General features: G+C 73.6%; 10 protein-coding genes. 6 read left to right on the forward strand and 4 right to left on the reverse strand.

Annotated elements, in window-relative coordinates; all coding sequences use genetic code 11:
* Positions 1-311 precede the first annotated feature (311 nt).
* Entirely contained in the window at positions 312-1,925 is a 1,614-nt protein-coding gene (locus ABZ576_RS21395; protein WP_360742857.1) for a phospholipase A2, read from the forward strand.
* A gap of 140 nt (positions 1,926-2,065) precedes the next feature.
* On the forward strand, positions 2,066-4,444 hold the full coding sequence (locus ABZ576_RS21400) for a proprotein convertase P-domain-containing protein (protein WP_360742860.1): 2,379 nt from the start codon (positions 2,066-2,068) through the stop codon (positions 4,442-4,444).
* 142 nt (positions 4,445-4,586) lie between these two features.
* Here the strand turns inward: ABZ576_RS21400 and ABZ576_RS21405 are convergent, their stop codons facing one another.
* From ABZ576_RS21405 to ABZ576_RS21420, 4 genes are all read right to left on the reverse strand, one after another.
* A complete protein-coding gene (locus ABZ576_RS21405) occupies positions 4,587-5,804 on the reverse strand; it encodes a histidine kinase (RefSeq protein WP_360742863.1) in 1,218 nt (405 codons plus the stop codon).
* Positions 5,805-5,838: 34 nt separating this feature from the next.
* Complete coding sequence (locus ABZ576_RS21410; protein ID WP_360742866.1) at positions 5,839-7,635, reverse strand: cation acetate symporter; 1,797 nt, start codon at positions 7,633-7,635, stop codon at positions 5,839-5,841.
* Between the two features lie 52 nt (positions 7,636-7,687).
* Entirely contained in the window at positions 7,688-8,083 is a 396-nt protein-coding gene (locus ABZ576_RS21415; protein ID WP_360742869.1) for a hypothetical protein, read from the reverse strand.
* Positions 8,084-8,185: 102 nt separating this feature from the next.
* Positions 8,186-8,470, reverse strand: coding sequence for a hypothetical protein (locus ABZ576_RS21420; protein WP_360742872.1), 285 nt, complete (start codon positions 8,468-8,470; stop codon positions 8,186-8,188).
* Between the two features lie 378 nt (positions 8,471-8,848).
* Between ABZ576_RS21420 and ABZ576_RS21425 the strand changes: the two genes are divergently transcribed.
* The 4 genes from ABZ576_RS21425 to ABZ576_RS21440 all read left to right on the forward strand — a co-directional run bounded on the left by ABZ576_RS21425 (position 8,849) and on the right by ABZ576_RS21440 (position 12,974).
* Positions 8,849-10,402 (forward strand): GMC family oxidoreductase N-terminal domain-containing protein, encoded by a 1,554-nt coding sequence (locus ABZ576_RS21425; RefSeq protein ID WP_360742875.1) that lies wholly within the window; start codon positions 8,849-8,851, stop codon positions 10,400-10,402.
* Positions 10,403-10,702: 300 nt separating this feature from the next.
* Positions 10,703-11,107, forward strand: coding sequence for a nuclear transport factor 2 family protein (locus tag ABZ576_RS21430; protein WP_360742878.1), 405 nt, complete (start codon positions 10,703-10,705; stop codon positions 11,105-11,107).
* A 143-nt stretch (positions 11,108-11,250) separates the two neighbouring features.
* Positions 11,251-12,141: an alpha/beta fold hydrolase gene (locus tag ABZ576_RS21435; RefSeq protein ID WP_360742881.1), complete on the forward strand. Its 891-nt coding sequence runs from the start codon at positions 11,251-11,253 to the stop codon at positions 12,139-12,141.
* The gene (locus tag ABZ576_RS21440) at positions 12,138-12,974 is read left to right on the forward strand and encodes an NAD(P)H-binding protein (RefSeq protein ID WP_360742884.1); all 837 of its coding nucleotides are present in this window, start codon (positions 12,138-12,140) and stop codon (positions 12,972-12,974) included. Before ABZ576_RS21435 ends, ABZ576_RS21440 begins: the two co-directional genes overlap by 4 nt.
* Positions 12,975-12,988 lie beyond the last annotated feature (14 nt).

The following is a 12,988-nucleotide window of genomic DNA, read 5'->3' on the forward strand; positions in this document are numbered from 1 at the left end:
GATGTGACCGGCCGTACGTGATCTGGGTCACATCTGGACGGGGGCGCCTCCTCCGCTTTTCACGCGTGAACGGGTCGCCCCTCGGGGCGGCCCGGGACGCGACATCGCGCGAGCCCACCTCGGGAGCCGACCCCGCCCACTCCGACTGGGGCAGTTATCAGACTCATTGCCCTCGGTTGACGCGGAGTTGACCCATTTCACTGCTGCAACCAAGTGGAGCCCCGACCTCCCTTTGTAACTCTTGTGAACGTGATCAGCCCCGCCCTAGGGTCCGCAGCGGCATTCGAACTGATCTTCACGAGGGGGGACTTGTGCGCAGATCAGCGCTCCCGGTCGTCGCCGCACTCGGTGTGACGCTGCTGCTCCCGCAGCAGCAGGCGGCGGCGGAGACCATCGACCAACCACTGGCCACGGGCGACATCCAGCAGGTGGGCCCCGGTACGTACTACAGCGAGACCCGGTCCTTCGAGATCGCCGAGACGGATGTGGCCGCGGGCCTCATCGACCGGCGGCACGCGGTCGTCGCCCAGGACAGCGGCGTCGCCAAGCCGCAGTCGGCCCCGGCCGGCCGCACCGACATGGGCGTCTTCGGCCCCGGCTGGGAAGCGGAGTTCCTGGGCGGCCAGCTCAACCGCAAGCTGGAACAGCAGTCGGGCGCCATCGTGGTGACCGACCTCGGGGTGAACGAGACGTACCGCTACAACCTCACCAAGAGCGTCGACTACCCGAGCGGCGGCGGCGTCAACACCTACGAGGCCACCGACGGCTCCAAGATCACGGAGACCACCAAGTGGGACTCCGCGGCCGGCGCCATGACCACCACCGTCGTCGAGACCCTCGGCGTGGACCTCGCCGCCACCGAGGCGGGTGACGACACCTTCACCGACGCGAGCGGCAACCCGATCCCCGCCGCCGACCTGAAGCCCACGTACACCTGGAAGCAGGCCGCGCCGGGCACCGACAAGTGGCGGGTCACCGGCGTGGGCAGCGTGGCCAACGGCACCTCGACCGTCGGCTACGACACCCAGGGGCGGGTGTCCACCATCACGGAGCCGGCCGCCGGGGAGACCCCCGAGCAGTCGGTGAGGGTCACCTACGCCACCGCGACGACGGCCTCCGGAACGGCCCTCGGTGACTTCGCCGGCCGGGCCAAGCAGATCACCGTCACCACCGGCGGCACCACGCAGACCCTCGCCCGCTACGCCTACGACTCCGCGGGCCTGCTGCGCTCCCTGACCAACCCGGTCGAGAGCACCGAGCCGGTGGCCTCGTACGCCTACGACACGACCGGCCGGGTCACCGAGGTGACCTCGCCCGACAACGGCGCCTGGGACCTGACCTTCCCGGCGGAGTCGGCCGCCCCGAACGTCGAGGAGACCGGTCTCGCCCGCCCGGCGCGGGAGTCGCAGCTGCAGGGCGCGGCCGGCATCCACGACACGGACGGCACCGCGCCCCCGGCGACGGACTTCACCGGCGGTGAGATCTCCGACCCGCAGGCGTACCCGCGCCACTGCAACACCGCCACCTCGTGGCTGTGGTACCTCAAGAGCGGCTGCGCCGCGAAGGTCGCGCACTACGGCTGGCACAACCCGTACTGGAAGGTGACCGCAGCGGGCTACCTGGTGGTCGGCATCAACCACGACCACTGCACCAGCTCGCCCGACAAGCCGCTCGGCTTCGACTTCCGGGCCGCCTGCGACATGCACGACTACGGCTACGGCCTGATCGGCAACACCTACAAGGGCTACAAGTACTACCTCGACCGCAACAAGAAGTCGAACGTGGACTACGCCTTCCACACCACGCTCCGCGACTACACCTGCACGGCGTACCGGAAGAAGGGCCACTGCCAGGCCGTGGCCCTGGGCTACCTGAAGGCCGTCCAGAAGAAGGGCAACCCGAAGAACGGCGCCAACGCCACCTGATGCGTCCCGCCACCTTCTGACGGAGCACGCCCTGGCGTGCGGGCCGGATGACGGCACGTCCGTCATCCGGCCTTTCGGCGCCCGCGCCGTCCCCGCACTCACCGCGGGCACAGCCGTGCCCGCTTCCCGCTGGAGCGACCTTGAACAAACCGCTTTGGACCACGGTCATCGCCGCGGTGACGACCGTCGCCCTCGGTGCGATACCGGCCCAGGCCGCCGCACCGCAGGGCACCCCCGCCGCGACCGCGGCGACGGACAGCCCGGTCGACCCGCCGCTGTACGACGAGACCGCCGACGGCGGCACGGTCCGGGTGAACGTCGTCACCGAGAACCGCACGGACCTGTCCGGTGCGGCGGCCGCGGGTGACACCGTGCAGTCCTTCACCAGCCTGCCGGTGGTCACCCTGAAGGTGAACCGGAACGGCCTGGACAAGCTGGCCGCCCAGCCGGGCGTCGTCAGCGTCACCGAGGACACGCCGGTACCGCCTTCCCTGGACCAGAGCGTCCCCCTGATCGGCGGGGACGTCGCCGCCGGCAAGGGCCTGACCGGCGCGGGCAGCGCGGTCGCCGTCCTGGACACCGGCGTCGCCACCAACCACCCCTTCCTCAAGGGCCGCATCGTGGCCGAGGCGTGCTTCTCGCCGGTCGACGCCGACTACTCCGCCACCAGCCTCTGCCCCAACGGCACCGCCCAGCAGGAGGGCACCGGCACCGCCAACTCCGAGTCCGGGCCGTGCGCGACGATCGCCGAGTGCGACCACGGGACCCATGTGGCGGGCATCGCCGCGGGCAACGGCAAGGGGCTCACCGGCGCCCCCAAGTCCGGTGTCGCCCCCGGTGCGGGCATCGTCGCCATCCAGGTCTTCAGCAAGTTCGGCTCCGAGGACTTCTGCGGTGCCGGCGCCGCCCCCTGCGTCCTCAGCTTCACCAGCGCCCAGCTCGCGGCGCTGGAGAAGGTGCGGCAGCTGAAGGCGGCCGGCACGCCCGTCGTCGCGGCCAACCTCAGCCTGGGCGCCGGCCGGTACGCCACCGCCTGTGAGAGCGACCCGCGCAAGCTCGCCATCGACAGCCTCTTCGACGCCGGTGTCGCCACCGTGGTCGCGGCCGGCAACAACGGGTACGGCGACGCGGTCAGCGCCCCGGCCTGTGTCCCCTCCGCCATCGCGGTCGGCTCCACCACCGACGACGACCAGCTGTCCGCGTTCACCAACCGCGGCCCGCTGCTGGACGTGTTCGCGCCCGGCACCGGCATCGTCTCCTCCGTCCCGGGCGGCGGCTACGCCTCCAAGAACGGCACCTCCATGGCCGCCCCGCACGTGGCCGGCGCCCTCGCGGTCCTCCGGCAGGCGTTCCCGGACAAGAGCATCGCGTCCCTGGAGTCACTGCTGAAGGCCACGGGCAGGACCGTCACCTACACCGGTGCCACCACGCCCCGCATCGACGTCGGCAAGGCGGTCGGCACGACCGTCCCCGACCCGGTCACCAGGCCCCGGCCGTCGAAGATCGTCAACGACACCGACTTCGCCGTGCCCGACCCGGGGACCGTCGACTCGCCGATCACGGTGGCCGGCGTCTCCGGCAACGCGCCCAAGGCGCTGCAGGTGGGCGTCGGCCTCACCCACGAGTGGCTCGGTGACGTGAGGATCGACCTGGTCGCCCCGGACGGCAAGGCGTACCCGCTCAAGGCGACGAGCGGGACCGAGGCCGGCGGCACGCTCAGCAAGACCTACACGGTCGACGCGAGCGCCTCCCCCGCCAACGGCACCTGGAAGCTGCGGGCCGAGGACAGGTCCGCCGGCGGGGTCGGCACCCTCACGAGCTGGTCCCTGGCCTTCCCCACGCCGTTCGAGAAGAGCGGCACCTTCGCCATCCCGGACCCGGGCACCCTCACCTCCGAGATCACCGTGGCCGGGGTGTCCGGCACGGCGTCCGGGGCGCTGCAGGTGGCCGTCGACCTCACCCACGAGTGGCTCGGCGAGGTGAAGATCGACCTGGTCGCCCCGGACGGCAGGACGTACCCGCTCAAGGCGACCAACGGCACCGATCCGGGCGGCACCCTGACCAGGACCTACGCGGTCGACGCGAGCGCCTCCACCGCCGCCGGCACGTGGAAGCTGCTGGTCGAGGACAGGTCGGCGGGCGGGGTCGGCACCCTCAAGAGCTGGTCGCTGACCTTCCCCTCCTACCAGAACCAGACCACCTACGCCGTGCCCGACGCGGGCACCGTCGACTCGGCGATCACGGTGGCCGGCCTCTCCGGCAACGCGCCGAAGTCGCTGCGGGTGGCCGTGAACGTCACCCACGAATGGCTCGGTGACGTCAAGATCGACCTGGTCGCCCCGGACGGCAGGACGTACCCGCTCAAGGCGACGAGCGCGTCGGAGACCGGCGGCACCCTCGCCAAGACCTACACGGTCGACGCGAGCGCCTCCCCGGCCAACGGCAGCTGGAAGCTCCGGGTCGCGGACGTGTACGCGGACGGCATCGGCACCCTCGACAACTGGGCGCTGACCTTCTGACCCGCCCCACCACCCCGCCCGCGGCCCCCGGCACAGGACACCGGGTGCCGCGGGCACGTCCGTTCCCCCCGGACGCCCGCCTCGGCACGGCCGCCGGGCCGGCACCGGCACGGACGGCCCCGCGCCCGCGCCTCACGGCCCGTCACACACCTCCCGGCGCGGTGCGCGGCGGCGTGCTGCGCACCCCCGCGCGATACTTGGGGACGCGGATGGTGATCTTCATTCCCGCGCCGACACCGGTCTCGATCACCAGACCGTGGTCGTCCCCGTAGACCTGCCGCAGCCGCTCGTCGACATTGCGCAGCCCGATGCCCGTCGAGGGGCTGCCCTCGCCGCGCAGGATGCGGCGGAGCCGGTCCGGCTCCACGCCGACTCCGTCGTCCTCGATGACGATCCGGGCCAGCGCGCCCTCGTCCTGCGCGGAGAGGGTGATACGGCTGCGCTCCCCGCTCTCCTCCAGCCCGTGCTTGACGGCGTTCTCCACCAGCGGCTGCAGGCACAGGAAGGGAACCGCCACCGGCAGCACCTCGGGCGCGATCTGGAGCGTCACCTCCAGCCGCGGTCCGAACCGGGCCCGGACCAGCTCCAGGAACTGCTCGACGGAGCGCAACTCCTCGGCCAGGGTGGTGAACTCGCCGTGCCTGCGGAAGGAGTACCGGGTGAAGTCGGCGAACTCCAGCAGCAGCTCGCGGGCCCGTTCGGGGTCGGTCCGCACGAACGAGGCGATCGCCGCCAGCGAGTTGTAGATGAAGTGCGGGGAGATCTGCGCGCGCAGCGCCCGGATCTCCGCCTCGATCAGCCCCGTGCGCGTCCGGTCCAGTTCGGCCAGTTCGAGCTGGACGGAGACCCAGCGCGCCACCTCCTCGGTGGCCCGGACCACGGACTGCGACTCCCCGGCACCGAGCACCACGAGGGCGCCGAGCACCCGCTGGTCGACGACGAGCGGCGCGGCGGCACCCCGGCGCGCGGGGCAGCCCGGGTCCCGGCAGTCGACGGTGAAGGTCTGGGTGCGGCCGGAGTCCAGCACCTGCCGCACCCGGTCCAGGACGGGCCCTTCGTGGTGCCGGCCCGGCCCCTCCCAGGCGAGCAGCCGGTCCTCGGCGGTGAGGCCGAGCGCGGCCGCGCCGAACAGCGGCCGCAGCCGCCGTACCGCCTTGCGGGCCGTGTCCTCGGTGAGCCCGGCGCGCAGCGGGGGCGCGGCCACGGAGGCGGTGTGCAGGGTGTGGAAGGTGGCCCGTTCCACCGGCGTGCCGAGGTCCGTTCCGTCCGGGGCGGCCCGGCGGGCCAGGTGCCGGCCCGCGGCGAGGCCCGCGGCGAACAGCAGGGGGGCCGCGGCGGCGGCGAGGGCGAGGCCGCTCACGCGCGGCTCCGGGGTGCGGCGGGCCGGGGGTGCGTCATCGGGTCGTCACTCCTGGCTCCGCGCCGGGCCGGGGTCGCGTCATCGGGTCGTCACTCCTCGCCGGGTCGCGGGCGCACCGGCCGGCCGGGTCTTCGGGCAGGTGCAGCCGGGCCATGGCGGCCTCGGTGCCGGCCGGGATCCGGTGCCGGGTGGCCAGCGAGACCAGGACCATGGTCAGGAAGCCGAGCGGTACCGACCACACCGCCGGCCAGGCGAGCAGGGTGTGCGCCCAGCCGTCCTCCAGTGGTCCGGCGATGGTCAGGGCGACCGCCGTGAGGGCGCTGCCCCCGCCGGTGAGCAGTCCCGCGACCGCGCCGGCCGCGGTCAGTCCGCGCCACCAGATGCCGAGCACCAGCAGCGGGCAGAACGCGGAGGCGGCCACGGCGAAGGCGAGTCCCACGGCGCCTGCCACGGGGAGGTCGCCGGCGGCCACGCTCACCACGGCGGGCACCGCGATCGCCGGCAGCGTCGCCGGCCGGAAGTTCCGGATGCCGAGCGAGGGCAGCACGTCCTGGCTGAGCACGCCCGCGACGGACAGGGTGAGCCCGGACGCGGTGGACAGGAAGGCGGCGCAGGCCCCGGCGGCGATCAGGGCGCCGAGCAGGTCGCCGCCGGTACCGCCGAGGAGCCGTTCGGGCAGCACGAGGACGGCGGCGTCGGTGTCGCCGGTGAGGCGCAGCTCGGGGGCGTAGATCCGGCCGAGCAGGCCGTAGAGAGGGGGCAGCAGGTAGAAGCCGCCGACCAGGGCGAGCACGATGACCGTGGTGCGCCGGGCGGCCCGGCCGTCGGGGTTGGTGTAGAAGCGGACGAGCACGTGGGGCAGCCCCATGGTGCCGAGGAACGTGGCGCAGATCAGCCCGTACGTCGTGTACAGCGGATGCTCGTCGCTGCCGGCGGACAGCGGTTCCGCCCAGCTGGAGGCCCCGCCGCGCCGGCCGTCGGCGCTCTCGCGCTCGGGCACCGGGGCCCCGGCCGGGAACCGGAGCGTCGTCCCGGCCCCGACCTCGTGCACACCCGGGTCCAGCGCCAGGCGGCCGTCGTCGAGGACCCTGCCGTCCACGGTGCCGGTCGCGACGGCCCGCAGCGGCGCCTCGATCCTGATGCGCACGGTGCTCTCGACGGTGACCTGGGTGGGCCGGCGGAAGGCCGGCGGCTCGTCCAGGGCGGCGGCGGGCCGCGGGTCGCCGTGCCAGGCGAGGACCAGGAAGACCGCGGGCACCAGGAGGGCGGTCAGCTTCAGGCAGTACTGGAACGCCTGGACGAAGGTGATGCCGCGCATGCCGCCGGCGGCCACGGCCAGGGTGACGACGACGGCGACGAGTACCGCGCCGAGCCAGCGGGGCGCGCCGGTGACCAGGCCGAGGGTGAGGCCGGCGCCCTGCAGCTGGGGCAGCAGGTACAGCCAGCCGACGCCGACGACGAGCACGCCGGCCACCCGGCGGGCGGCCCTGGACCCCAGCCGTGACTCGGCGAAGTCGGGCAGGGTGTACGCCCCGGAGCGGCGCAGCGGGGCGGCGACGAACACCAGGAGGACCAGGTAGCCGGCGGCGTAGCCGACCGGGAACCAGAGCATCTCCACGCCCTCGGCGACGAGGAGTCCGGCGATGCCGAGAAACGAGGCCGCCGACAGGTACTCGCCGCTGATGGCCATGGCGTTCAGGTACGGCGGGACGGTGCGGGAGGCGACGTAGAAGTCGGAGGTGGTGCGGGAGACGCGCAGCCCGGTGGCACCGATCACCAGGGTCGCGACGACCGCCGCCGCGACGGCGGCGATGCCGTACGTCTGGTTCACCCGGCGGCCCCGGGTGCGCGGCCGGGCGCGGGCGGCTGGGCGTCGGTCACCGTCAGGCCCTTTCGGCGAGGTCCGCGGTGTCGTGTCCGACGGTTCCGGCGGCTTCGGCGCGCTCGGCGCGTACGACGTACCACCGGCCGAGGAGGACGAGCACGGGGTAGGCGGCCACACCGAGTACGGCCCACACGACGAGCGCGCTGCCGGGCCGGACCGCCGGGTCCGGCAGGGCCGTGAAGACGAGGGGCAGCGGCCCGAGCACGGCGACGAGCAGTGCGAAGGTGACGAGAGCCAGGCGGAGCTGACGGCGCATCAGGGACCGGAGCGCGACGGAGTCGACGGCGGGGTCCTCCTCGTGCGCCCGGGCGGGGCGGGCCGGTCCGCGGGCCGCGCGGGGAGTCCGCGGAGCCCCCGTGACCACTTCACGCCGGGGAGTCCCAGGTGCACCCATGCCGCGTCCTCCGACCGCGAAGATCACACGTTGGAGTGGAGTGTACGCATCAAGGCACAAGAGGGACAGCTTCCGGTCACGCCCCGGCTCCCCGCCGCTCCGTCAGGACCGTGCCGGCCCGCCGCGGGTGCGCGCCCGGAGGTCGCCGTGCGCGAGCTCCAGCTCCACGTACGACTCCTCCGCCTTGCGGAACGCCAGCTCCAGCGCCGCGAAGGCGCGTGGACCGGCCAGGGTCCGCGCCGAGTTCCGCAGGTCGTAGAGGACCTCCGCCCAGCGGCCTGCGGCCGATGTCACCGCGGCGAGCAGCTCGGCCAGCTCCCGCGCGTCGCCGGGCGGGTGCGGCGGCAGCCCGCGGAGCCGCTCGACGAGCTCTTCGATGTCGGACATACCGCCTCCTCGTCAGCGCCAGGGGCAGGAGCCCGGGCCCACGGTAGACCCGCGGGCCGGCCGGACCCGCCGCCGCTTCGCACCCTGTTCCGTGAGCGGCCGCCCCGGCTCGCCGTACGGCGGGCCCGCCGCGCCGAACGGCAACCGGGCGGCGTCAGGCGGCCGTTGCCCGTGGCCCGGGCCGGGAAGTGCCCGTGCGGGGCCGCCCACGGATCCGGCTTCAGGCGATGTGCGGCGACATCAGGACGTTTCCGCCGCGCGGGACCAGTGCCCCGTGGACAGCCGGCTCGACCTCCCACAAGGATGTCGAGCCGCTACCCGCCACGACCCGTCACGGACGGCGCACCGGAGTCCGCCGCCTCAACCGAAGGGGTTGGAATGAGCAGCTACGACTACGTCATCGTCGGCGCCGGATCGGCGGGCGCCGTGCTCGCCGCACGGCTGACCGAGGACCCGGAGGTCCGGGTGGCACTGATCGAGGCGGGTGGCCCGGACACCGCGCAGGAGATCCATGTCCCGGCCGCCTTCCCCCACTTGTTCAAGTCCGCTCTCGACTGGGACTTCGACAGCGACCCGGAGCCCGGGATCGGCGGCCGCCGGGCCTACCTGCCCCGCGGCAAGGTGTTCGGCGGCACCAGTTCGATGAACGCCATGATCTACATCCGCGGCAACCGCGCCGACTACGACGGCTGGGCGGCGGCCGGGGCCACCGGCTGGTCCTACGACGAGGTGCTGCCGTACTTCCGGCGGGCGGAGGACAACGAGCGCGGCGCGGACGAGTTCCACGGTGCGGGCGGGCCCCTGACGGTCAGCGACGGCCGCTCCGGGCACCCGCTCTGCTCCGCGTTCGTGCAGGCCGCCCAGCAGGCCGGGTACAAGGCGAACGACGACTTCAACGGCGCGACGCAGTTCGGTGTCGGTCGCTACCAGCTCACGCAGCGCGGTGGCCTGCGGTGCAGCACGGCCGTGGCCTACCTGCACCCGGCCATGGAGCGGCCCAACCTGACCGTGCTGCCGTCGGCCCGCGCCCACCGGGTGGTGCTGGAGGGCGGCCGGGCGGCCGGTGTGGAGGTCGAACGCGGCGGCTCCGTCGAGGTGGTCCGCGCCGAGCGCGAGGTCGTCCTGTCGGCGGGCGCCTACGAGTCCCCGAAGCTGCTGATGCTGTCGGGGATCGGACCCGCCGCCGCCCTGGCCGCCTTCGGGATCGAGGTCGTCCGCGACCTGCCGGTCGGCGTGGGCCTCCAGGACCACTACATGGCGCTGCTCAACTTCCGTACCCGCGAGGAGTCGTTGCTCACCGCGGCGAGCCCGGGGAACGCGGCGCTGCTGGAGAGCGAGGGGCGCGGTCCGCTGACCTCCAACATCGGCGAGGCCGGTGGCTTCTTCCGCAGCCGGGACGACCTGACCGCCCCGGACCTCCAGTTCCACGCCGCCCCCACCCTCTTCCACCAGGACGGGCTCGGCGCGGCGACCGAGCACGGCTTCGCCTTCGGCCCCTGCGTGCTGGCCCCGACCAGCCGTGGCGCGGTGACCCTGCGCTCCGCGCGCCCGGACGCCGCACCCCGGATCGTGCACAACTACCTGATGACCGCCGACGACCGGGCGGTGATCGTCGCCGGCCTCCGGATCGCACGGGAGATCGCCGCGCAGCAGGCGGTGGCCGACGTCGTCACCGGGGCGTACGACGTGCCGGCCGGCGACTCCGACGCGGAGCTCCTCGCCTGGGCGCGGCGGGCCGGGCAGTCGCTGTACCACCCGACGTCGACCTGTGCCATCGGCGCGGTGGTCGATCCCGAACTGCGGGTGCTCGGTGTCGAGAACGTGCGGGTGGTGGACGCGTCGGTGTTCCCGACGGTGCCCCGCGGGAATACCAACGCGCCCACGATCATGGCCGCGGAGAAGGCCGCCGACCTCGTCAGGCAAGCCGCCTGACGCGCTCGCCCGGCCGGGCCGCACGACCGCGGGGCCGTACGGCACGCGGGGCCGTACGGGACGCGGGGCCGTACGGGACGCGGGGCCGTACGGGACGCGGTGCCGTACGGGACGCGGTGCCGTACGGGACGCGGTGCCGTACGGGACGCGGTGCGAAGAAACGGGAGACGGAAGAGCAACACGGTGCGCGGGCGGCGCGGCATGCTCGGGAGCGCGCAGACGCCTGCGACACCCGTACGCACTTCGGGCACACCGCCCCGCGGCCGCTTCGGCCCACGGGCCGCAAGAAGGACGATCACCATGGACCGACTGGACGTCATCGACACCTGCACCCGTATGGCCTGGTACGCCGACCAGCGTGACTGGGACGCACTGGGCGAGGTGTTCGCCGCCCGGGCCACCCTCGACTACACCAGCCTCAACGGCGGCGAGCCCGCCACCCTGAGCCCGGCCGAGATCGTCGACGGCTGGCGCACCGGCCTCGGCGTGTACGTGGCCACCCACCACCTGCTGGGCAACCACCTGGTCTCCGTCGACGGCGACAGCGCGGTGTGCACCGCCACGTTCCAGGCCACCCACCGCAAGACGGACGACTCCCTGTGGACGCTGGGCGGCACCTACCGCTTCGACCTGGCCCGCACCACGGACGGATGGCGCATCACCGGCGTGGTGATGACCGCGGTGTGGAGCGACGGTGAGCGATGAGGAGACGGGCGTCACGGGAGCCTGACGGCCTCGATGCCTCCGTCCGGTCGCCCGGGCCCGCACGGCACGGGCGACGGCTCCCCCACCCGCTGCCGCCGCGACACCACCGGCGGCCGGTTCACCACGAGCACGCTGGAGCACGCATGACACGCACGCACAAGGTCACCTTCGACAGCGAGGGCGTCCACCTGACCGGCAACCTCTTCCTGCCCGACGACTCCGGCACCGCGCTGCCCGGTGTCGTGGTCGCCGGCACCTGGACCAGCGTCAAGGAGATGATGGCCGACCGGTACGCCGAACGGCTGGCGGCCCGTGGCTACGCCGCCCTGTCCTTCGACTTCACCGGGTTCGGCGAGTCGCAGGGCGAGCCTAGGGACGTGGAGGACCCGGCCCGCAAGGTCCGCGACATCCGCCACGCGCTCACCTTCCTGGCCGCCCACCCGGCGGTCGACGGCGACCGGCTGGGCGCCCTCGGCATCTGCGCGGCCGCCATGTACATGTCGGACAGCGCCGCGCAGGACCCCCGCATCCGGTCGCTGGCCCTGGTGGCGCCCTGGCTGCACGACGCCGCCGTCTGCGAGGACGCCTACGGCGGCGCGGAGGAGGTCGCCGAGCGGATCAAGGCCGGCCTGGAGGCCCGTTCCCGTTACGAGGAGACCGGCGAGGTCGACTACGTGCCGGTCGTCTCCACCACGGACGAACGCGCCGCCATGCCCTACGACATCGACTTCTACCTCAACCCGGCCCGCGGCGGCATACCCGCCTGGCCCAACCGCTTCGCCGTCATGTCCTGGGCCGACTGGCTGACGTACGACGCCATCGCCCTCGCTCCCGGGATCGACCAGCCCACCCTGCTGGTGCACAGCGAGGACGCGGCGATCCCCGAGGGCGCCCGCCGCTTCCACGCACAGCTCGCCGGCCCCCGGGACCTGCTGTGGACGCAGGGCACCCAGTTCGACTTCTACGACACCGAGCCGCAGGTCACGGTCGCCGTCGACACCGTGGCCGCCCACTTCGCCCGGAGCCTGGGATGATCCTCGTCACCGGAGCGACCGGAAACGTCGGTGGCGAGGTCGTCCAGGCCCTCGCCCGGGCCGGCGAACCGGTCCGCGCACTCGTCCGCCGTCCCGCCGGCCTGCCCGCCGAGCAGGCCGTCGGCGACCTGGACCACCCGGACTCGCTGGGGCCCGCCCTCGACGGCGTACGCGCTGTGTTCCTGCTGCCCGGCTACCGCGACATGCCCGGGCTCCTGGCCCGGATGCGGCAGGCCGGCGTGGAACGTGTGGTGCTGCTCTCCAGCCTGGCCACCGTCGCCACCGACACCGACAACGTCCTCTCCGCGTACATGATCCGTTCGGAGGACGCGGTGCGGGAGTCCGGCCTCGCCTGGACGTTCCTGCGGCCCAACGCGTTCATGTCGAACGCGCTGCGCTGGCTGCCGCAACTGCGCGAGGGCGACGTGGTCAGGGACGCCTTCGGCACGGTGCCGGTCGCCTCCGTGGACCCGTACGACATCGCCGCCGTCGCCGTCCGTGCCCTGCTCGACCCCGGTCACGAGGGGCAGGTGTACCCCCTGAGCGGTCCCGAACCGCTGCTGCCGGCACAGCGCGTGGCCGTCCTGGCCGAGGTCCTGGGGCGGGACCTGCGCTTCCAGGCCCTCTCGGACGCGGAGGGCCGGGCCGACATGGCCGCCGCGGGCGTTCCGGAGCCGTACATCCGGGCGTTCTTCGGTTTCTACGGGGACGGCACACTCGACGAGTCGCAGGTCTATCCGACGGTGGAGAAGGTGACGGGGGCACCGCCCCGCACCTTCCGCGACTGGGCCGTGTCCCACCGCTCGGACTTCACCGCCGCCGCGACGGACTGACGCCGCCCGGAAGC

This window comes from Streptomyces sp. NPDC013455, from assembly GCF_040632975.1.
Taxonomy (GTDB): domain Bacteria; phylum Actinomycetota; class Actinomycetes; order Streptomycetales; family Streptomycetaceae; genus Streptomyces.